At 65.5% G+C, this 18,707-nt stretch carries 19 protein-coding genes; 8 read left to right on the top strand and 11 right to left on the bottom strand.

What is annotated here, in order from left to right; all coding sequences use genetic code 11:
- The first annotated feature begins 14 nt into the window (after positions 1 to 14).
- The 3 genes from clpA to Q8O26_RS18825 all read left to right on the top strand — a co-directional run bounded on the left by clpA (position 15) and on the right by Q8O26_RS18825 (position 3,710).
- Positions 15 to 2,486 carry an ATP-dependent Clp protease ATP-binding subunit ClpA gene (gene clpA / locus Q8O26_RS18835; protein ID WP_305578416.1) on the top strand — a complete coding sequence of 824 codons (2,472 nt, stop codon included), beginning with the start codon at positions 15 to 17 and terminating at the stop codon, positions 2,484 to 2,486.
- A 136-nt stretch (positions 2,487 to 2,622) separates the two neighbouring features.
- Entirely contained in the window at positions 2,623 to 3,363 is a 741-nt protein-coding gene (locus tag Q8O26_RS18830; protein ID WP_305578414.1) for an AzlC family ABC transporter permease, read from the top strand.
- A complete protein-coding gene (locus Q8O26_RS18825; RefSeq protein WP_305578413.1) occupies positions 3,360 to 3,710 on the top strand; it encodes an AzlD domain-containing protein in 351 nt (116 codons plus the stop codon). The genes Q8O26_RS18830 and Q8O26_RS18825 overlap by 4 nt, the downstream gene beginning before the upstream one ends.
- Here Q8O26_RS18825 and Q8O26_RS18820 read toward each other — a convergent pair whose 3' ends face one another.
- The 3 genes from Q8O26_RS18820 to Q8O26_RS18810 form a co-directional block, all read right to left on the bottom strand.
- On the bottom strand, positions 3,711 to 4,157 hold the full coding sequence (locus tag Q8O26_RS18820) for an HIT family protein (RefSeq protein ID WP_305578411.1): 447 nt from the start codon (positions 4,155 to 4,157) through the stop codon (positions 3,711 to 3,713).
- A 71-nt stretch (positions 4,158 to 4,228) separates the two neighbouring features.
- Positions 4,229 to 4,480, bottom strand: coding sequence for a hypothetical protein (locus tag Q8O26_RS18815; protein WP_305578409.1), 252 nt, complete (start codon positions 4,478 to 4,480; stop codon positions 4,229 to 4,231).
- 159 nt (positions 4,481 to 4,639) lie between these two features.
- The gene (locus Q8O26_RS18810) at positions 4,640 to 4,894 is read right to left on the bottom strand and encodes a hypothetical protein (protein ID WP_305578407.1); all 255 of its coding nucleotides are present in this window, start codon (positions 4,892 to 4,894) and stop codon (positions 4,640 to 4,642) included.
- A 266-nt stretch (positions 4,895 to 5,160) separates the two neighbouring features.
- Here Q8O26_RS18810 and Q8O26_RS18805 point away from each other — a divergent pair, with 266 nt between their 5' ends.
- Complete coding sequence (locus Q8O26_RS18805; RefSeq protein WP_305578405.1) at positions 5,161 to 5,505, top strand: hypothetical protein; 345 nt, start codon at positions 5,161 to 5,163, stop codon at positions 5,503 to 5,505.
- A 25-nt stretch (positions 5,506 to 5,530) separates the two neighbouring features.
- On the opposite strand, the gene Q8O26_RS18800 is transcribed toward Q8O26_RS18805, so the two are convergent.
- From Q8O26_RS18800 to Q8O26_RS18790, 3 genes are read right to left on the bottom strand one after another with little or no spacing between them, the layout of a single operon-like run.
- A complete protein-coding gene (locus tag Q8O26_RS18800; protein WP_305578403.1) occupies positions 5,531 to 6,712 on the bottom strand; it encodes a GNAT family N-acetyltransferase in 1,182 nt (393 codons plus the stop codon).
- A gap of 10 nt (positions 6,713 to 6,722) precedes the next feature.
- Positions 6,723 to 7,478: a glycerophosphodiester phosphodiesterase family protein gene (locus Q8O26_RS18795; RefSeq protein WP_305578401.1), complete on the bottom strand. Its 756-nt coding sequence runs from the start codon at positions 7,476 to 7,478 to the stop codon at positions 6,723 to 6,725.
- Positions 7,478 to 7,936, bottom strand: a complete 459-nt coding sequence (locus Q8O26_RS18790; protein WP_305578399.1) for a RidA family protein — start codon at positions 7,934 to 7,936, stop codon at positions 7,478 to 7,480. Before Q8O26_RS18790 ends, Q8O26_RS18795 begins: the two co-directional genes overlap by 1 nt.
- 182 nt (positions 7,937 to 8,118) lie before the next feature.
- Between Q8O26_RS18790 and Q8O26_RS18785 the strand changes: the two genes are divergently transcribed.
- Entirely contained in the window at positions 8,119 to 8,964 is an 846-nt protein-coding gene (locus Q8O26_RS18785; protein ID WP_305578397.1) for a cell envelope integrity EipB family protein, read from the top strand.
- A 14-nt stretch (positions 8,965 to 8,978) separates the two neighbouring features.
- Here the strand turns inward: Q8O26_RS18785 and Q8O26_RS18780 are convergent, their stop codons facing one another.
- The gene (locus Q8O26_RS18780) at positions 8,979 to 10,241 is read right to left on the bottom strand and encodes a DNA polymerase IV (protein ID WP_305578396.1); all 1,263 of its coding nucleotides are present in this window, start codon (positions 10,239 to 10,241) and stop codon (positions 8,979 to 8,981) included.
- A gap of 49 nt (positions 10,242 to 10,290) precedes the next feature.
- Positions 10,291 to 10,548 (bottom strand): DUF3572 domain-containing protein, encoded by a 258-nt coding sequence (locus Q8O26_RS18775; protein WP_305578395.1) that lies wholly within the window; start codon positions 10,546 to 10,548, stop codon positions 10,291 to 10,293.
- Positions 10,549 to 10,686: 138 nt separating this feature from the next.
- On the opposite strand from Q8O26_RS18775, the gene Q8O26_RS18770 reads away from it, so the two are divergent.
- The 3 genes from Q8O26_RS18770 (at position 10,687) to Q8O26_RS18760 (ending at position 14,943) form a co-directional block, all read left to right on the top strand.
- Positions 10,687 to 11,058, top strand: a complete 372-nt coding sequence (locus Q8O26_RS18770; RefSeq protein ID WP_305578393.1) for a response regulator — start codon at positions 10,687 to 10,689, stop codon at positions 11,056 to 11,058.
- A gap of 16 nt (positions 11,059 to 11,074) precedes the next feature.
- Positions 11,075 to 12,448, top strand: coding sequence for a PleD family two-component system response regulator (locus tag Q8O26_RS18765; RefSeq protein ID WP_305578391.1), 1,374 nt, complete (start codon positions 11,075 to 11,077; stop codon positions 12,446 to 12,448).
- Between the two features lie 815 nt (positions 12,449 to 13,263).
- Positions 13,264 to 14,943, top strand: a complete 1,680-nt coding sequence (locus tag Q8O26_RS18760) for an anti-phage dCTP deaminase (protein WP_305578389.1) — start codon at positions 13,264 to 13,266, stop codon at positions 14,941 to 14,943.
- A gap of 79 nt (positions 14,944 to 15,022) precedes the next feature.
- On the opposite strand, the gene rpmG is transcribed toward Q8O26_RS18760, so the two are convergent.
- The 3 genes from rpmG to Q8O26_RS18745 form a co-directional block, all read right to left on the bottom strand.
- Positions 15,023 to 15,190, bottom strand: a complete 168-nt coding sequence (gene rpmG, locus Q8O26_RS18755; protein ID WP_296578373.1) for a 50S ribosomal protein L33 — start codon at positions 15,188 to 15,190, stop codon at positions 15,023 to 15,025.
- Positions 15,191 to 15,337: 147 nt separating this feature from the next.
- Positions 15,338 to 16,927, bottom strand: coding sequence for a sulfite reductase subunit alpha (locus Q8O26_RS18750; protein WP_305578385.1), 1,590 nt, complete (start codon positions 16,925 to 16,927; stop codon positions 15,338 to 15,340).
- Entirely contained in the window at positions 16,924 to 18,702 is a 1,779-nt protein-coding gene (locus Q8O26_RS18745; protein ID WP_305578383.1) for a NirA family protein, read from the bottom strand. Before Q8O26_RS18745 ends, Q8O26_RS18750 begins: the two co-directional genes overlap by 4 nt.
- Positions 18,703 to 18,707 lie beyond the last annotated feature (5 nt).

Below are 18,707 nucleotides of genomic sequence, written 5' to 3'. Positions count from 1 at the left end.
TTGACGAGGTTCCTTTGCCTTCATTCTCCCGCAGCCTTGAACAGTCGCTTCATCGGGCTCTCGCGCTCGCCAACGAGCGTCGCCACGAATATGCGACTCTCGAGCATCTCCTGCTCGCCCTGGTCGACGATCAGGACGCCGCGGCGGTGATGAAGGCTTGCAGCGTCGACCTCGAGAAGCTGAAGAAGAGCCTCGTCGGCTATGTCGACGCCGAGCTCGAAAATCTCATCACCGATGGGTCGGAGGATTCCAAGCCCACCGCCGGCTTCCAGCGCGTCATCCAGCGCGCCGTCATCCACGTCCAGTCCTCCGGCCGCGAGGAGGTGACCGGTGCCAACGTGCTGGTCGCGATCTTCGCCGAGCGCGAGAGCCACGCCGCCTATTTCCTGCAGGAGCAGGACATGACCCGCTACGACGCGGTCAACTACATCAGCCACGGTATCGCCAAGCGGGCGGGGCTGTCCGAGGCGCGGGCGCCGAAGGGCGCCGACGAGCCGGAAGAGGCCAAGGAAAAGGCAACCGACGGCGACAAGAAGAAGGGTGACGCCCTCGACACCTACTGCGTCAACCTCAACAAGAAGGCGCGGGAAGGCCGTATCGACCCGCTGATCGGTCGGGACAACGAGATCAGCCGCACCATCCAGGTGCTCTGCCGCCGCCAGAAGAACAATCCGCTGCTCGTCGGCGACCCCGGCGTTGGCAAGACCGCCATCGCAGAGGGTCTCGCCAAGCGCATTGTCGAGAACGACGTGCCGGAGGTCCTGAAGGACGCGACCGTCTTCTCGCTGGATATGGGCACGCTGCTTGCCGGCACCCGCTATCGCGGCGATTTCGAAGAGCGGCTGAAGCAGGTGATCAAGGAGGTGGAGGCCCACCCCAACGCCATCATGTTCATCGACGAGATCCATACTGTGATCGGCGCCGGCGCCACGTCGGGCGGGGCTATGGACGCCTCCAACCTGCTGAAGCCGGCCCTCGCGCAGGGCACGCTGCGCTGCATCGGCTCGACCACCTACAAGGAATACCGTCAGTATTTCGAGAAGGACCGGGCGCTCGTCCGGCGCTTCCAGAAGATCGACGTCAGCGAGCCGACGGTGGAGGATTCCATCGAGATCCTGAAGGGCCTGAAAACCACCTTCGAGACCTATCACAAGCTGCGCTACACCAACGAGGCCATCAAGGCGGCGGTGGAACTGTCGGCGCGCTACATCCACGACCGCAAGCTGCCGGACAAGGCGATCGACGTGATCGACGAGAGCGGCGCGGCCCAGATGCTGGTGCCCGAGAACAAGCGCAAGAAGACGATCGGCATCAAGGAGATCGAGGCGACGATCGCCACCATGGCGCGCATTCCGCCGAAGACCGTCTCGAAGGACGACGCCGAGGTTCTGCGCAACATCGAGACGACCCTCAAGCGGGTGGTCTATGGCCAAGACAAGGCGATCGACGCGCTCTCGGCCTCGATCAAGCTCGCCCGCGCCGGCCTGCGCGAGCCGGAAAAGCCGATCGGCAATTATCTCTTCTCCGGCCCGACCGGCGTCGGCAAGACCGAGGTCGCCAAGCAGCTCTCGAAGGTTCTCGGTATCCAGCTGCTGCGCTTCGACATGTCGGAATACATGGAGCGGCACACGGTCTCGCGGCTGATCGGCGCGCCGCCCGGCTATGTCGGCTTCGACCAGGGCGGCCTGCTCACCGACGGCGTCGACCAGAACCCCTATTGCGTGCTGCTGCTCGATGAGATCGAGACGGGCCCTCCGGACCTTTTCAACTTCATGCTGCAGATCATGGACCACGGAAAGCTGACCGATCACAACGGCAAGCAGGTCGATTTCCGCAATGTCATCCTGATCATGACGACCAATGCGGGCGCCGCCGATCTCGCCAAGCCGGCCATCGGTTTCACCCGCAACAAGCGGACCGGCGACGATTCGGAAGCGATCAACCGGCTCTTCGCGCCTGAATTCCGCAACCGCCTCGACGCCGTCATCGCCTTCGGCCACCTCTCCAGCGAAGTCATCGGCAACGTCGTCGAGAAGTTCGTCCTCCAGCTCGAGGCCCAGCTCGCCGACCGTCAGGTGACGATCGAGCTGTCGCCCGACGCCAAGGAATGGCTGATCGAGCGCGGCTATGACGAGCAGATGGGTGCGCGGCCGATGGCCCGCGTCATCCAGGAATATGTCAAGAAGCCGCTCGCCGAGGATCTTCTCTTCGGGCGCCTGAAGAACGGCGGCCATGTCAGGGTCATCGTCTCCAAGGACGAGGAGGGCTTCCCGATTCTCTCCTTCGACTACCCGGCAGGCCCGGTCACCCCCAAGGCCGAACCGGTGGCGCCCGATGTCCGGCGCATCGCCAAGCGCGCGGCGGCCAGGAAGGCCGCCGCGTCGAAAGCGAAGCGCAAGCCGAAGGGCGGCGGCGGGGCTCCCGCGCCGTCCGAGCCGCGGCGACCGTCCGGTTCCGTGCCGAAGGTCCCGCTCAAGGCGGATTGACCCGCCACACAGGCGCATCCGGAGCCCGGCCTGGTCCCATCGACCGCGCCGGGCTCTGTCGTTCGGCAGGGTGAATGCCCCGCATGCGTCATCGCTCTTGCCATGAGCCGGCGTCTGGTCGAGTGATCGATGCCTGATGGACCCTGAACGCGCCCTTTCGCCACCGCTGACCCAGGGCGCCTATTACCGCCGCGGGCTGCGCGCGGCCGTGGCGCTTCCAGCCGTTATCCTCGCCGCCACCTTCATCGGCATCGGGTCGGTCTGCGCCGATTACGGCATGCCGCTCGCCTGGGCGGTCCTCGCCACCGTCCTGATCTGGGCCGGTCCGGCCCATCTCATCCTCGTCGGTGGTCTCGGCTCGGGAGCGTCCTGGCTCGCGATCGCCCTCACCGTCGGGCTTTCCTCCGTCCGTCTGCTGCCGATGGTCGTCTCGTTGCTGCCCTATCTGAGGCTGCAGAACCGCCATCCCGTCATGGCGATCGTCTGCGCGCATCTGGTCGCCATCTCGATCTGGGTGGAGAGCTTGCGCCTGCTGCCCCAGATCGACGGCGAGGGCCGCGTCCCCTTCTTCCTCGGTCTCGGCACCGGCCTGCTCGCCTCCGCGACCACGGCGACGGTCGTCGGCTATGGCCTGGCCGGGATCATCCCGCACGCCTTCGCGGCCGGGCTGCTGTTCCTGACGCCGATCTTCTTCCTGCTGTCACTCTTCGCCACGGCCCGCGTGCTCTCCGACCAGCTCGCCATCGGCTTCGGCTTCTTCGGCCTGCTGCTGGGAGCGCTGGCGGGTGACGGACTCGAACTGCTCTATGCCGGTCTGGGCGGCGGAACGCTCGCCTATGGGCTCGCCCGGCTCAAGCGGGCGAGGGACGCCGCTTGACCCTCTTCGGCTCGGATCTCACGCCCTATATCGCCCTCATCCTCGTCGGCTTCCTGCCGAGCGAGATCTGGCGCTGGATGGCGCTGGTCGTCGGCCGCGGCCTCGACGAGAACTCCGAGATCCTGATCTGGGTGCGGGCGGTGGCCACGGCGACGCTCGCCGCCGTCGTCGCCAAGCTCGCCTTCTTTCCCGCCGGCGCCCTTGCGACGCTGCCGCTCGGCTGGCGGATCGGGGCCTTTGTGGCCGGGGTGGCGGTCTACTGGATCGGCCGTCGCTCGGTCCTGTTCGGGGTGCTCGCCGCCGAACTCGTCATCGTCGGCGGCGCCATGTGGCTGGGGCTGAGATAATCACCCGCCCGCCTGCATGGCCTCCAGCGCCGCCCGGATGGTGGCGGCATGGGTGGCCAGCACTTCGGCATTCTCCATCGCGCCGGTATGCGGCCGGAGCGCGACACCCGTCCAGCGCGGCAGCACGTGGACATGGATGTGGAAGACCACCTGTCCGCCGGCGCTCTCGTTGAACTGCTGGATGGTCAGTCCGTCGGCCGCCATGGCGCGCTTCACGCCCTTGGCGACGAACTGCACGGCGCGGGAGAGATCGGCGAGATCGTCGGGATGGATGTCGAGGATGTTGCGGGCCGCCGTCTTGGGGATCACCAGCACGTGGCCGTCGGCGCGCGGCATGATGTCCATGAAGGCCAGCACCTTGTCGGTCTCGTAGACCTTCTGGGCCGGCATCTCGCCACGCAGGATCTTGGCGAAGACGTTGTTGGGATCGTAGGCGGTGGACGACATGAAAACACCCTCGCGAACCGGTCCGCGAGGGTGTCGCAATCGCGAGGCGCGGCGTCAAGCCGCGCGACCGGTCACCAGTAGTAGCGCCGAACGAAGCGGCGGCGCACGAAGCGACGGCGGACGAAGTAGACGCGGCGCGGGCGGTAGACGAAGCGGCGACGCCGGCGGACGATGTAATACTGCATTTCGGTGGGCTGCCCGGCGGCGGGCGCCACCGCGGCAGCGGCCGTGGCAGCAACTGGAGCGGCCTGCGCGGCGCTGCCGGCGGCGGCGACCGCGACGGCCCCTGCGGCCGCAGCGAAGAACGTACGACGGTGAATCATGGTCAATCCTCCTGGCAAAGTGTCACTGCGCAACGGTTTGGAGCGGTGCGCGCGATTGACGATACGTCAACTCGCTTCGTTTCCAGAATTGTCAGGCGACTGTTTCTGAATGTCGACGCCCGGCGACGGTGGTCGTGTCGCCGGGCGACTGGACGGCGGTCAGCTCCGGCGACGGGCGCGGCGAATGACGCGGCGGGCCCGGCGGCGCGGACGACGCACCACACGGCGGACGCGGCGGTGGGCGCGGCGGCGCATTTCGACCGGCTCGCCGACACCGGGGAGGGCGGCGGCTGCTTCCGGCGCAACCGAAGCCGTCACCATATCGGCGAGCGGAGCAGCCTGGGCGGCGGCGGCGAGCGTGGTGGCGGCGACGCCTGCTGCGAGGGCGGCGAAGAACGAGCGGCGATGCATCATGGGACCTTCTCCTTGTGGACCTGTTCGAACCGTCTCGACCGGTTCGAACAGCATCCTGGTCCCCGCGACCTGAACTGCCGATATCGGCGGGTTTAGGCGGCGTTCACAATGCGGCATGAACAGCCATCGCGTCACATTGCGCACAACGGGCCGCCATCGGACGGAAACAGGGCCCGGCGAGACTGATGAGGACGCACGCACGTCGTCGCGGCGATCTCGCACGGGCGGCGCGCTGCTCCACCCTCTGGGTTTCGCAGGAGACCATCATGGCGATTGATCCCCAGTCCGCGGCGACGAGCGCCGGTGCGCTGACCAACGCGCAGGACGCCGAGCAGAAGAAGGCCGATCAGCCGGCTTCCGACGCCGGCGGATGGTTCGATATCGCCGCGACAGTCATTGACGTCGTCGGCAGCGCGGCGACATCGGTCGGGCAGGCTACGGCATCTGCCGCCGCTACCGTCACCGAGACGGCAGGCACATTGACGTCGAGCGCCTTCGAGACCGGCGGCGCCATCGCGTCGGGCGCGATCGAGACCGCCGGATCGATCGCCTCCGGCGTCGCCGACGTGGTGGGAAACATCGGCGAAGGGCTCGGCGGCCTCGACCTGTGAGCCTGCCCGGCGAATCCTGCCCGCCTCAGTCCTGCTCTTCCATGGCATCGCGTCGGAACGGCGTCATCGTGCCGAGCTCATCGATGGCCTCGGCGATATAGCTGCGTTCGCGGGCGAGATAATCGTCCACGGCCCGGCGCAAGCCGCGATCGGCGATGAAATGGGCCGAATGGGTTTTCACCGGCCTGTAGCCGCGCGCCAGCTTGTGTTCGCCCTGGGCGCCGGCCTCGACCCGCTTCAGGCCATGGGCGATCGCATAGTCGATGGCCTGATAGTAGCAGACTTCGAAATGCAGGAAGGGATGCTCCTCGACCGCTCCCCAGTGGCGCCCGTAGAGCACCTCTTCGGCGATGAAATTGATCGCGCCGGCGATGTAGCGTCCATCCCGTTCGGCCATGACCAGCAGGATGCGGTCGGCCATCCGCGCGCCGATCAGCGAGTAGAACGCGCGGGTCAGGTAGGGCCGGCCCCATTTGCGCGAGCCGGTATCCATGTAGAACTCGTAGAACCGGTCCCAGACCGCCTCGGTCAGATCGGCGCCGGTCAGCCAGCGGATGGTGATGCCGCGACCCTCCAGTGCCTCGCGCCTCTCGCGCCGGATCACCTTGCGTTTGCGCGAGGAAAGGGCGGCGAGAAAGTCGTCGAAGCCGGCATAGCCTTCGTTCTCGAAATGGAACTGTGTGTCGTTGCGCTGCAGATAGCCGGCCGCAGCCATCAGCTCCCATTCGTCCTGCCGGCAGAAGGTGACGTGGAGCGAGGAGACGCCCGCCTGCACGGCGACCTGGGCGGCGCCCTGGACGAGGGCGGTGCGGGCGAGATCGGCCTCGGGTCCCGGGCGCACCAGGAGGCGCCGACCGGTCGCGGGCGTGAAGGGGACGCTCGCCTGAAGCTTGGGGTAGTAGCGCCCGCCGGCGCGCTCATAGGCATCGGCCCAGCCGCCGTCGAAGACATATTCGCCGCGCGAATGGCTCTTCAGGTAGCAGGGCATGATCGCCGCCACCACGTCGTCGCGCTCGAGGATCAGGTGATGACCGAGCCAGCCGGTCTCGCGCACGGCGGAACGCGACTCCTCAAGGCTGAGGAAGAAGGCATGGTCGAGGAACGGATCGACGCTGCCCGATGTCTCGGCGGCGCAGGCGTTCCACACGGCGGACGGGATGTCCGCGACGCTGGTCGCGACGCGGAGCGTGAAGGGCGTGGAACTCATGGACGGGAGCTTAGGCGAGATAGCCCTCGAAGGTCACCTGATCCGCATGGCGGGCGGCGATCAAACGCTCGTCATCCGTCCGGACGGTCCAGCAGATGACGGGCCGCTTCAGCGAGCCGCGATAGCGTTCGGTGGCGACGCTCGGAAGGTCGGCAACCCGCCAGGAGAGGAAATCGGGATCGGTCCGCTCCATATGCGCGAAAGTCGCCAGTTCGGCACGCACGGCCGGCGGCAGGCCCGCCCAGTAGGCGCCGGCATAGTGCGATTCCGCGACGATCCCGCGGACGAGATCGGGCGCGTTGGCCTTCAGCCAGGCGATCGGCTCGGGATCGAAGGACATCAGTGCCACCGGGCCGGCATAAGCTGCCGCTAGGCCTGCGACCCGCCGGGTGAGGGCGAGCTTGCCGTCGAAATCCGACTTGATCTCCACCACCAGCGGCACCTGGCCGGCGACCAGCGCGAAGAGCTCGGCGAGGGTCATCATCCGGTCGTCGGTCGTCTTGAAGGCGAGGCGCTTCAGCGCCGCAGCATCATGTGCATCGACCCGGCCCGTCGCCTGCGTCAGGCGGTCGAGCGTGGCGTCGTGGAAGACGATCGCATCGCCGTCCGCCGTCGGCTGCACGTCGCATTCGATCGCATAGGCACCGGCGATCGCCGCCGCGAAGGCGCGCGGGCAGTTCTCGATGACGCCGGGTGCGAGACCGTGCAGCCCGCGATGGGCGATGGGCCGCGCGGTCAGCCAGCCGATGTCGCTGCGGCCCGCCATCAGGCGATCTCGACCATCGCCTCGACCTCGACTGCGGCATTGGCGGGCAGGGCCGCGACGCCGATCGTCGAACGGGCGTGGCGTCCCTTGTCGCCGAACACCTCGACCATCAGGTCGGACGCGCCGTTCATGACCTTCGGCGCGTCGACGAAATCCGGCGTGCAGTTGATGAAGCCGCCGAGCCGGACGATGCGGATGACGTTGTCGAGATTGCCGACCGCGGACTGGATCTGGGCGATGACGTTGAGGGCGCACTGCCGCGCCGCCTTCTGCCCCTCTTCGATGGAGACGCCGCCCCCGAGCTTGCCGGCCATCAGCCCGTCGGGGCCGAGCGAAATCTGGCCGGAGACGACGAGCATCGCACCCGACCGCACGAAGGGCACGTAATTGGCGATCGGCGCGACGGGGTTCGGCAGGACGATCCCGAGTTCGGCGAGACGGGCGGCAATGGTGGACATCTTGAACCTCGGGCGGATGGGGTGGGTGCGGCGGAACCTGCCCCAATGCGTCCGTCGGAGCAAGGGACGGGCGCGCGACACGTCCATGCCGCGTTGTCGCCCTTCCGCGGCCTCTCTATGGTGCGATGCCGAAGGCTGGGGCGCGGTCGAATCCCGCAAACCACCGCAAGGAGTTCCGCCCGATGACCGTCATTCGCACCGCGCTCGCCGCCGCCGTCGCCGGCCTGGTCCTTGCCGGGTCAGGCGGTGCCTCTGCGCCGGGCCAGACGGCCGCCCCCGCGGCCCTCTCGCCACACCGGGCGGTCTACGACCTCAGCCTCGACCCGCGGCGGCCCGCCCGTGGCCTCGACCAGGCCCGCGGCCGCATCCTGTTCGAGACCGGCGGCAACCGCTGCGAGGGCTTCACGACGTCCTTCCGCCAGGTGGTCGAACTGAGCATGAACGGTGATCGGGTCGTCATGGACGTCCGCACCGCGCATTTCGAGGAAGGCGACGGCAGCGGGTTCCGCTTCACCTCCCAGTCGAGCCAGAACGGCGCCGCCAAGGTCGAGACGGACGGCACAGCGACGCGCGGGCCGGACGCGGTGAGCGTCGTCGTCCGGCGGCCCCGCCCCCTGAACAAGCAGATCGACCGCGCCGCGATCTTTCCGACCGAACATCTCATCCGCCTGGTCGAGGCGGCGCGCGAGGGCCGCACCATTCTTGAGGCGAAGGTCTATGACGGCGCCGAGACCGGCGAGAAGCTCTACAATGCGACGGCGATCATCGGCCGGCGGATCGCACCGGGCGCTGGCGAGGTCGAGGCCGCCGCCCGCGATACCAAACTGGCGGCTCTCGCCCGCTGGCCGGTGACGATCAGCTATTTCGAGGAAGGCCGCGACAGCGTCAACCCGGTCTATTCCATCGCCTTCGAGCTCTATGAGAACGGCGTGGCGCGCCAGCTCGCCATCCATTACGGCGAATTTTCCCTGCGCGGCGACCTCGCGAGCCTCGAGTGGCAGCCGGAAGCCGCCTGCGCGCGCCCCTGAACGTGTAGTCGGCCTCAATCGTCGAAGGTGATGCCCTTGACGACGGCCGCCTTGCCGAAACGGGTCCTCAGCGCGTCGACCGCGCCCTCGACCTTGACGCTGCGCGCGATGGAGGGATCGACGAGGTCGGCCGGATCGGCACGTCCGGGATCGGTGAGTTCGGACATGCCGATGCCGATCAGCCGAAAGGCGGTCCCATCCGCCTCCTTCATCAGCATGTCGCGGCCGGTCTCGAACAGACGGGTGGCGAGCAGCGTCGGCGAGGGCAGGGCGCGCGAGCGCGTGCGGATCCTGAAGTCGGCAGTCTTTAGCTTCAGCGTCACCGTCGTTCCGGCGAATCCAAGAGCCTTGGCCCGCGCCGAGACCTTCTCGCAGAGCAGGAACAGCTTCTTCTCGAGGGTGCGCGCGTCGCGAATGTCGGTGTCGAAGGTCGTCTCGGCCGAAATCGACTTGGTTTCCTCATCCGGCGAGACACGCCGCTCGTCGATGCCCCGGCTCAGCCGCGACAGCCTCAGCCCCATGGCGCCGAAGCGGCGCATGAGGTCGCCCTCGTCGAGCCGCCGGAGATCGGCGATCAGCCTGAACCCCTCACGCTCCAGCGCCTCCTGCGTGGCGCGGCCGACACCCCAGATCAGCGAGACGGGCTTCGATCCGAGAAAGTCCAGCGCCTCGGCACGTCCGATGACGGCGAAGCCGCGCGGCTTGTCCATGTCGGAGGCGATCTTGGCGAGGAACTTGTTGTAGGACAGCCCGACCGAGACCGTGATCCCAATGTCGCGCTCGACGCCCCTGGCGAAGCGGGCCAGCACCTCGGCGGGAGCGGCACCATGCAGCCGCTCGGTGCCGGTCAGATCGAGAAAGGCCTCGTCGATCGACAGCGGTTCGACCAGCGGGGTCAGCGCCAGCATCGCCTGGCGCACCTGACGCCCGACGCCGGCATATTTCTCCATGTTCGGCTTGATCACCACGGCGTCGGGACAGAGCTGCAGCGCCTTGAACATCGGCATGGCGGAACGCACGCCGTGGATGCGCGCCACGTAGCAGCAGGTCGAGACGACGCCGCGCCGGCCGCCGCCGATGATCACCGCCCGGTCGACGAGGCTCGGATCGTCGCGCTTCTCCACCGCCGCGAAAAAGGCGTCGCAATCGACATGGGCGATGGAGAGGTCGGCGAGTTCGGCATGCCGGGCGATCCGCGGCGATCCGCAGGCCTGGCAGCGCAGGGCGCCCGGCGCGGCTTCGGTCAAACAGTCGCGGCAGAAGGCGAGGGCGGCCATGAACCGACCGTGGACGCGATGGGGTGCCTCATCAAGAGGGCTTTTGGCATCAGGCGAAATCCCGCTCCCAGGGACCGGCACCCAGCACATGAGCGGCGCGCACCACCGCCTCCGGCTTGACCCCGGCATGGGCGGCGAAGGCGACGAGCAGCGGCTCGTCGCCCATCAGGTGGTCCATCACCGCGGTAAGGAATTCCGGCTGTCCGGCGATGTCCCTGATATGTCCGAGGTCGATTCCGGCCAGCGCGGCGAAGCGCTGCAGGCGATCGTCGTCGCCGGCGAGGAAGGCCAGGGCCTCGCCGGCCATCTGCTCCGCTCCGGCCCGGTTTTGTTCACTCCGGCGCAACATCATGGTTCGTCCTTTTGAAAGGATTTGCCGTTACCTTCTGCGCGATCCGTCAAGGTCCGGCAACCATCCGCGGCCATCCGGGACATGCGAGTGGTGATGTCGAAAACCGTCATGATCGTGGAAGACAACGAGCTCAACATGAAGCTCTTCCACGATCTATTGGAAGCCAACGGCTATCGGACGATCCAGACGCGCAACGGCACCGAGGCGCTGTCGCTGGTCCGCGAGCACCGACCCGACCTCATCCTCATGGATATCCAGTTGCCCGAGGTCTCAGGCCTCGACGTGACGCGCTGGATCAAGGAGGACGAGACGATCCGGCATATTCCCATCATCGCCGTCACCGCTTTCGCGATGAAGGGCGACGAGGAACGAATCAGAGCGGGCGGCTGCGAGGCCTATCTGTCCAAGCCCATCTCCGTCACCAAGTTCATCGAGACCGTCCGGCACTTTCTCGGCACGGCCTGAGGAGCAACGACCAGCCATGACCGCCCGTGTTCTCGTCGTCGATGACATCCTCGCCAATGTGAAGCTGCTGGAAGCGCGGCTGTCGGCGGAATATTTCGACGTGGTCACGGCGAGTTCGGGCATGGAGGCGCTGTCCATCTGCGAGCGTGCCCAGTGCGACATCGTCCTCCTCGACGTGATGATGCCGGGCATGGACGGTTTCGAGACCTGCCGGCGGCTCAAGGCCAATCCGGCGACCCACCACATCCCCGTCATCATGGTCACGGCGCTGGACCAGCCGGCCGATCGGGTGAGGGGCCTGGAGGCGGGAGCCGACGACTTCCTGACCAAGCCGGTCAACGATTTCGCCCTGGTGACGCGCGTGCGTTCCCTCGTCCGGCTGAAGATGATGCAGGACGAGCTGCGCATGCGCGCCGTCACCTCGCGCGAGATCGGCATGCGCGACGCCCTGTCGGAGGCGGCCGCCGAAACCGGCCTGAACGGCCGCATCCTCGTCGTCGACGATCGCGCCTCGTCGCATGAGCGGATCGTCCAGGCGCTGCGCAACCAGCACCATGTCGAGGTCGAGACGCGCCCCCAGGAGGCCCTCTTCAAGGCGGCCGAGAACGACTACGACCTCGTCATGGTCTCCCTCAGCCTCGCCGATTTCGACCCGCTGCGTCTGTGTTCCCAGCTCCGCACGCTCGACCGTACCCGTGGCCTGCCCATCCTGGTCGTGGCGGAGCCGGAGGACGACGCCCGGCTGCTGCGCAGCCTCGACATCGGTGCCAACGACTATCTGATGCGCCCCATCGATCGGAACGAGATGGCGGCACGCGTGCGCACCCAGGTGCGCAAGAAGCGCTACACCGCCCGCCTCAGGGATAATGTGCAGCAATCGATGGAAATGGCCATCACCGACGGGCTCACCGGCCTGCACAACCGCCGCTACATGGAAAGCCACCTCGGCACCCTCGTCGAACAGGCCTCCATGCGCGGCAAGCCGCTGTCGGTCCTCGTGCTCGACATCGACTACTTCAAGGCCGTCAACGACACCTATGGCCACGATGCCGGCGACGACGTGCTGCGTGAATTCGCCCAGCGGCTGCGCAAGAGCGTGCGCGGCATCGACCTCGTCTGCCGCCTCGGCGGCGAGGAGTTCGTCGTCATCATGCCGGACACCGATGCCGGCGTCGCCTCCATCGTCGCCGAACGGATCCGCAGCCGCGTCGCGAGCGATCCCTTCGCCGTGCACAAGGGCGCCCGCGCCATCGACGTCACCGTCTCCATCGGCATGGCCCAGCGCCAGGGCAGCGACGCCGATGCAGACGTCATCCTGAAGCGCGCCGACCAGGCGCTCTATCGCGCCAAGCGCGACGGCCGCAACCGGGTCGTGCTCGACGCCGCCTGAGCGGACACACGTTTACCTTGCCGGTAAACCGCGTTTGTTGAGGTTAAGGAACGGTATATCGACATATTCGGTCTGCGGATATTGTCGCTTTCCCGCCCGGTCTCTAGGGTCTCGCCAGATCAGGCCGTGATCTCCTTTACGGGACATCTGCGTCGGTCTGATCGACACCCTGCGTGCACTCAGGTCCGCCGCATCTCCTGGGACCGTGGGGCAGGCCGGTCGGGTTCGGCGCGGATGGCCTCTCCGCTTTGCCGTTGGCCCGGCCGGCCACCTTGTTTGTGTAATTCAGTTCTACAAAGAAAACCGTAGCGAGTCGCGAACGGCGGATTCGATGCTGTCGTTGCGGACAGGACGGCAATTTTGGTTAAGACGCCCATCTGAGAAGTTTGGCGCTGTTCTTCCAACGGCCGATAAAAACAACCATAGGAACCTAAGGAGACGGGCGACCAAACATCATGTTTTCAGAGCTGAGGACAAAGCGCGAGTTTCGGAACGCACTCAGTTCCTTCACGAGCGGTTGGCTTTTCCGGTACAGGACTCTGGCCTATCAACAGTATGGGTAAAACGGCGAGTGACAGTGTCTACGTAAATTTTGACTGCGGCGCTATTAATGTGTTTGCCTACTACAGAATGGTCGTTAGCTTGTGAGTGAAGCACTTGGGACATTTGCATTGCGAGCCAACCCCTATTTGGCTGTGGCATGGCAGTTTCTCCCGTAATTTCCTGCATATTCTCAGCGATTCACGCTAGCAATTAGTTAACGCCAAGTCACCCAAAAAGTGTCACCCTCAAGAAAATAAAAGCTGGATAGACCAATGGCACAAAATAAGATCACTAGGCCAGAGCTATTTTTTTGTCTGGCAGGGCCAGTCGGCGTAGATCTTGATGCAATAAATCAGCGATTTGAAACTCAGTTACAGCAATACAATTATAAGGCAGTGCACATCCACATCACCGAACTTCTTCCCCTCATAAAAGAAAGCCTCGGAGGGCCATTTGATACGCTCGCTGAGCGTTACGATCGCCTCATATCGGGCGCAAACGAACTTCGCAAAAGCCTCGATGACGACCGCCTCATGGCAATCCTATCTCTATTTCAGATTCGCGCTGAGCGCGCAAAACTCGCGGAACAGAGAGACGGGCGCGCCGAAGGCGATCGTCCTGGCATTGCATATATTATCCGACAGCTGAAGCGTCCGGAAGAAATCCGATTCTATCGCCAACTGTACGGCAAGCAGGTCTTTCAGGTGTCGGTGTGGGCCGATCCTGAGCAGCGGCGCTCACGCCTCGCGAGGAAAATGCGGGACCATGATCGCACAAAAACCCGAGCAATAGACTTTGCACCTAGCGCGTTGGAACTTGTTAATCGTGACGAGAGTGAAACGGCGCTCTTGCACGGGCAGCGGGTTGTGGATGTGTTTCCGCTTGCCGACGTATTCATTGACGCAACGTCAAACGAGACAATTAGCAAGACAACGGAACGCTTCCTGCGTCTTGTCTTTGGCCACAATTTTCATTCTCCAACTCGCGAAGAGTATGGGATGTACATCGCAAAGTCGGCATCTTTGCGCTCTGTTGATTTATCGCGTCAGGTCGGCGCGGCAGTCTTCTCTAAGTCGGGCGAAATTCGGGTGTTAGGTTGCAATGAGGTCCCGAGCCCCTTCGGGGGCACGTATTGGGAGGGAGATCAAGGTGACGCGCGCGAATTCGTTACAGGAGCCGATACAAACGACGAGTTCAAACACCGTATTTTTGGGGATATTATTAGGAAGCTGTGTGAGGCGGACTTGCTTCCAAAAGAATATGCGAAATTAGGGTCCCGAGAATTTATTGCAAAAGTGGAACATGAAAAGGGGGTGGATCTAAACCGAAAACTACTGATGATGGATATTATTGAGTATGGGCGTATCATACATGCGGAAATGAACGCCATTACAGATGCGGCCCGCAAAGGAGTGTCGCTTGACGGAACGACATTGTTCTGCACGACGTTTCCGTGTCATTTGTGTGCAAAACATATAATCTCGTCCGGAATAGATCGGGTTGTCTATATTGAACCATACCCTAAAAGCTACGCTCACGAGCTTTATCGGGACGACATTGTTCTTACTCGCCAAGACACTCCGCAGAAGGGGAAAGTGTCGTTTGAGCCGTTCATTGGCATCGCGCCATTTAGGTACCGCGACCTTTTTGAGAAAAATCGCCGAAAAGATACAACCGGTGTTGCTATGGAATGGCAGGCGAAGATCCCGCTGCCTTGCCTAGAAGTGTACGGCGACTCGTACGTTGCTGATGAGGTTAACCACTTAAAAGAACTGATTGCCAAGTTCGCAGACAAGAAGGTGATGTTACCGGGCTCGATGCTTGAAGGCATAATGGAAACGCCGCACCCTACGGCCGAACAGGCAACTGAATCTCCACCAGGCAGGAAACGCCGCAGCGCGACCAGGATGGTCAAAGGCAAACCGAGGCTGCCGAACAGCAGAACAAAGTGACTGCCGAAGGTGCCTGGAACGAAAAACGGCCCCCGAAGGGGCCGTTCCAGTCACTGATCGGCCATGCCGACCGTGACGATCACTTGATCTTGGCTTCCTTGAACTCGACGTGCTTGCGCGCGACCGGGTCGTACTTCTTCATGGACAGCTTGTCCGTCATGGTGCGCGAGTTCTTCTTCGCGGTGTAGAAGTAGCCGGTGTCGGCGGTCGAGATCAGCTTGATCTTGATGGTGGCGGCTTTGGCCATGGCAAGTCCTCGCGAAAGGTCGTTGGATCGGGTCGTGCCTTGGGGACAGAGGGCTTACGCCCGCCGCGTCGCCGACGGCTGGTTGCGGCGGATGTGACAGGTCGATGCCGCCTTGTCAAGGCAAAGCCCGGGTCCGGACCCACCGTTTCAATAGACGTCGGCCTGGTAGCGCCCGGCCTTCTTCATCGCCTGGACATAGGCCACTGCCGCCTCGGGGCTGCGGCCGCCATGGGTCGCGATGACGTCGACCAGCGCCGCCTCCACGTCCTTGGCCATGCGCTTGGCATCGCCGCAGATGTAGAAATGCCCGCCCTGGTCGAGCCAGCGCCAGAGCTCCGCGCCGGTCTCGCGCATCCGGTCCTGCACATAGACCTTCTCGCTGCCGTCACGCGACCAGGCGAGCGACAGGCGCGTCAGCACGCCGGAGGCCTTCAGCGCCGCGAGTTCATCGGCATAGAAGAAGTCGGTCGCCTGTCGCTGGTGGCCGTAGAAGAGCCAGTTCGGCCCCGGTGCCTTGTCGGCCGCCCGGTCCTGCAGGAAGGCGCGGAACGGGGCGATGCCGGTGCCCGGTCCCACCATGACGACCGGCACGGCCGGGTCGTCCGGCAGGGCGAAGCCATGGGCGCGCTGGACATAGACCCTGACTGCGGCGCCGGGCTCGGTACGTTCGCCAAGAAAGGTGGAGGCGACACCGAGCCGGCGGCGCTTGCCGACGACGTAGCGCACCGCGTCGACGGTGAGGGAGACGCGGCCCGGTTCGGCCTTCGGCGAGGAGGAGATCGAATAGAGCCGCGGCTGCAGCGGCTCCAGTGCCTCCACGAAGGCCTCGGGATGGGGCCGGATCCCGGCGAACTTGGTCAGAACGGCGAGAACATCGAGGACCTCCGCATCGCCGTCCGGATCGTCGCCGCGCGCCAGGGCCCGTGCCTTCTGGCGCTGGTCACCGCCGGTGAGGAAGGAGATCAGCTCGAACAGGCCGTCGGGCGCCGGGGCCAGCGAGACTTCTTCGGCGAGAACAGCGCGCAACGTCCGGCCACGCACAGGCGTGACATGGGAGGCCCCCAGCATGGCGATGATCTGGTCGACGAGACCAAGGTCATTGGTCGGAAAGACGCCAAGGGCGTCGCCCGCGACATAGTCGAGGCCGCAAGCCGTCAGGTCGAAGACGACGTGATGGGTTTCCTTCTGCGATCCATCGCCGGTCAGCCGGCGTCGCGACAGGAAGGGGACGGCGACCGGCGCCTCGCGCGAGCGGCCCGGGAGCGGGGCCGGTATGGCAGCGGCAGGCTCGGTGGCGCCGCCACTATGGCTGCTGGTGGCAACCTCGCCCGCCACCACCTTGAGCATGCGCAGCGTCTCCTTGCCGCCGGGCACGCAGAGATTGAACCGCTCCTCGCTCTTCACCGCCAGTGCATTGGCATAATCGGCGCAGTTGTAGCCGCATTGACCGCAATCCTGCTGGGCCATGGCCGCCATAAGGCGCGGCGCGAGGGGCTTGCCATCGGCCAACGCCATGCGGTCGGCAAGCGGCATGGCCGGGTCGTGCCAGGGCGCATCGTCGTTGGAGGCGAGGTCGGCGGACGGCGCTGTCGCCGCGCCGCTGCCGGGGCCGCCGACGGGTGCCAGCGGCCCGAGGGCCGCGGCGAAGAAGCCGGACAGCCATTGCCGCTGTTCGGCACTGAACGGCGCGTTGTCCGGGATCAGCGAGAAGGTGGCGGAGGGCGGCTGCACGCTCATTCCGCTGCCTCCCGGAGCGGGGTGAGATGGGGCGCGACGAGGGATTCGAGCGTTGCCGCATCATGCCGGATGGTGAAGGCCTGGAAGCTCTCCATCGGGCTGTCGCGCTGGCTCAGATAGGCCTTCAGCAGCGCCTCGACATGGCGCGGCGCGTCCTCCGCCGTGATGCCTGTCCAGAGGGTCCGCCCGATCCGGGCATTCTCGGCAAATCCGCCGCCGACCGCGATGTCGTAGCCCTCGACGGTGTCGCCCTCCGCATTCACCGGCACGCGCGCGCCGATCAGGCCGATATCGCCGATATAGTGCTGGGCGCAGGAATGGTGGCAGCCGGTCAGGTGAATGTTGACCGGCACGTCGATGGCCACCCGCGCCTCGACGTGGTCGGCGATCTCCATCGCGTGGCGCTTGGTGTCGGAAGCGGCGAATTTGCAGCCGGCACTGCCGGTGCAGGCGACGAGCCCGGCGCGGATCGGGGTGACGGTCGTCGACAGGCCGAGGGCGGCGATGCGTGCCTCCGCCTCCGCCACAAGACCGTCAGGCACGCCGGACAGGATCAGGTTCTGCCAGACGGTCAGCCTGACATCGCAGTCGCCGCATTCGGCCGCGATGGCCGCGAGCCCTTCCGCCTGTCGGCGCGTCAGTTTGCCGACCGCCATCACCACGCCGATCCAGTTCAGGCCAGCCTGCTTTTGCCGATGGATGCCGACATGGGCGTAGCGGTCAGTCGGCAGGCGCGGCGCCACGTCACTTTCCGCGATCCGGGTCAGCTTGCGGCCGAGCTTGTCCTCGACGGCTGCGAGGAAGCGTTCGAAGCCCCAGGAATCCAGCAGGTATTTCAGCCGCGCGCGGTTGCGGTTGGTGCGGTCGCCATGGTCGATGAAGACGCGGACGATGGCGTCGGCGATCTCAGTGGCCTCGTCCGGCCGGCAGAAGGCGCCCGTCGAGCGGGCGAGATCGTGATGGCCCGAAATGCCGCCCAGCACGATACGCAGCCAGAGACCGGGGGCCGCCGCGCCACCCTCCGGCACGCGGACTGCCTGGAAGCCGATATCATTGGTTTCCTCCAGGGCGGGTGACAGACCGGCGCCGTCGAACGAGACGTTGAACTTGCGCGGCAACCCGTAGAGCACCCGCGTGTTGAGGATGTGGAAGTGCCAGTCGCGCGCCAGTGGCCGGGTGTCGAGCAATTCCTGCGGATCGATGCCGGCGAGCGGCGATCCCGTGACGTTGCGGATATTGTCGGCCCCCGAGCCACGGGCGACGATGCCGAGATCCATCAGCTCTTCCAGCAAGGCCTTGGCATTCTCCGGACGGATCTCGCGCATCTGGAGGTTGGCGCGGGTCGTCACCGCCAGCACGCCGCCGCCATAGGTTTCCGCCAGCCGGCCGCAGCCGGCCAACTGGTGGGCATTGAGAATGCCGTTCGGCAGCCGCATGCGCAGCATGAAGCTGTCCTGCGCCGGAGCGACGTTGAACAGGCCGAAATAGCGCCAGCGGAAATTGTCGGCCGGTCCCGGCAGCTTGCCGGTCGCCGCCTCGCGGGTCAGCCGGCCATAGGCGTCGAGCGGGTTCTCGTCGCGCTTCCATTTCTCGGGATCGGCGATCTTGCCGCCGGCCTTGACCTGGACGTCCTGCGCCAGGAGATGCGCTGCGTCGGGCCCGGTCGGGACGGAGGCTGCCGCGGGCGCGGCGGCACCGACCGCCTGCGTGGCGGCCGCTCCGGCGACGAACCCTTCGAGATAGCGCTTCTGTTCCGCGCTGAAGTCCTGTGACATCCGTT

Origin of the sequence: Phreatobacter sp. (assembly GCF_030691135.1) — a bacterium.
Lineage (GTDB): Bacteria > Pseudomonadota > Alphaproteobacteria > Rhizobiales > Phreatobacteraceae > Phreatobacter.
Note: the sequence above shows the minus strand (reverse complement) of the source record. Positions and strands in the feature narration are given on the sequence as shown.

Bases quoted from the DNA above. Each gene is read 5' to 3' on its own strand.
- Q8O26_RS18830 (WP_305578414.1), top strand. From the start codon at position 2,623: ATGGACCCTGAACGCGCCCTTTCGCCACCGCTGACCCAGGGCGCCTAT.
- Q8O26_RS18820 (WP_305578411.1), bottom strand. From the start codon at position 4,157: ATGTCGTCCACCGCCTACGATCCCAACAACGTCTTCGCCAAGATCCTG.
- Q8O26_RS18815 (WP_305578409.1), bottom strand. From the start codon at position 4,480: ATGATTCACCGTCGTACGTTCTTCGCTGCGGCCGCAGGGGCCGTCGCG.
- Q8O26_RS18810 (WP_305578407.1), bottom strand. From the start codon at position 4,894: ATGATGCATCGCCGCTCGTTCTTCGCCGCCCTCGCAGCAGGCGTCGCC.
- Q8O26_RS18805 (WP_305578405.1), top strand. From the start codon at position 5,161: ATGGCGATTGATCCCCAGTCCGCGGCGACGAGCGCCGGTGCGCTGACC.
- Q8O26_RS18800 (WP_305578403.1), bottom strand. From the start codon at position 6,712: ATGAGTTCCACGCCCTTCACGCTCCGCGTCGCGACCAGCGTCGCGGAC.
- Q8O26_RS18795 (WP_305578401.1), bottom strand. From the start codon at position 7,478: ATGGCGGGCCGCAGCGACATCGGCTGGCTGACCGCGCGGCCCATCGCC.
- Q8O26_RS18790 (WP_305578399.1), bottom strand. From the start codon at position 7,936: ATGTCCACCATTGCCGCCCGTCTCGCCGAACTCGGGATCGTCCTGCCG.
- Q8O26_RS18785 (WP_305578397.1), top strand. From the start codon at position 8,119: ATGACCGTCATTCGCACCGCGCTCGCCGCCGCCGTCGCCGGCCTGGTC.
- Q8O26_RS18780 (WP_305578396.1), bottom strand. From the start codon at position 10,241: ATGGCCGCCCTCGCCTTCTGCCGCGACTGTTTGACCGAAGCCGCGCCG.
- Q8O26_RS18775 (WP_305578395.1), bottom strand. From the start codon at position 10,548: ATGGCCGGCGAGGCCCTGGCCTTCCTCGCCGGCGACGACGATCGCCTG.
- Q8O26_RS18770 (WP_305578393.1), top strand. From the start codon at position 10,687: ATGTCGAAAACCGTCATGATCGTGGAAGACAACGAGCTCAACATGAAG.
- Q8O26_RS18765 (WP_305578391.1), top strand. From the start codon at position 11,075: ATGACCGCCCGTGTTCTCGTCGTCGATGACATCCTCGCCAATGTGAAG.
- Q8O26_RS18760 (WP_305578389.1), top strand. From the start codon at position 13,264: ATGGCACAAAATAAGATCACTAGGCCAGAGCTATTTTTTTGTCTGGCA.
- rpmG (WP_296578373.1), bottom strand. From the start codon at position 15,190: ATGGCCAAAGCCGCCACCATCAAGATCAAGCTGATCTCGACCGCCGAC.
- Q8O26_RS18750 (WP_305578385.1), bottom strand. From the start codon at position 16,927: ATGAGCGTGCAGCCGCCCTCCGCCACCTTCTCGCTGATCCCGGACAAC.
- Q8O26_RS18745 (WP_305578383.1), bottom strand. From the start codon at position 18,702: ATGTCACAGGACTTCAGCGCGGAACAGAAGCGCTATCTCGAAGGGTTC.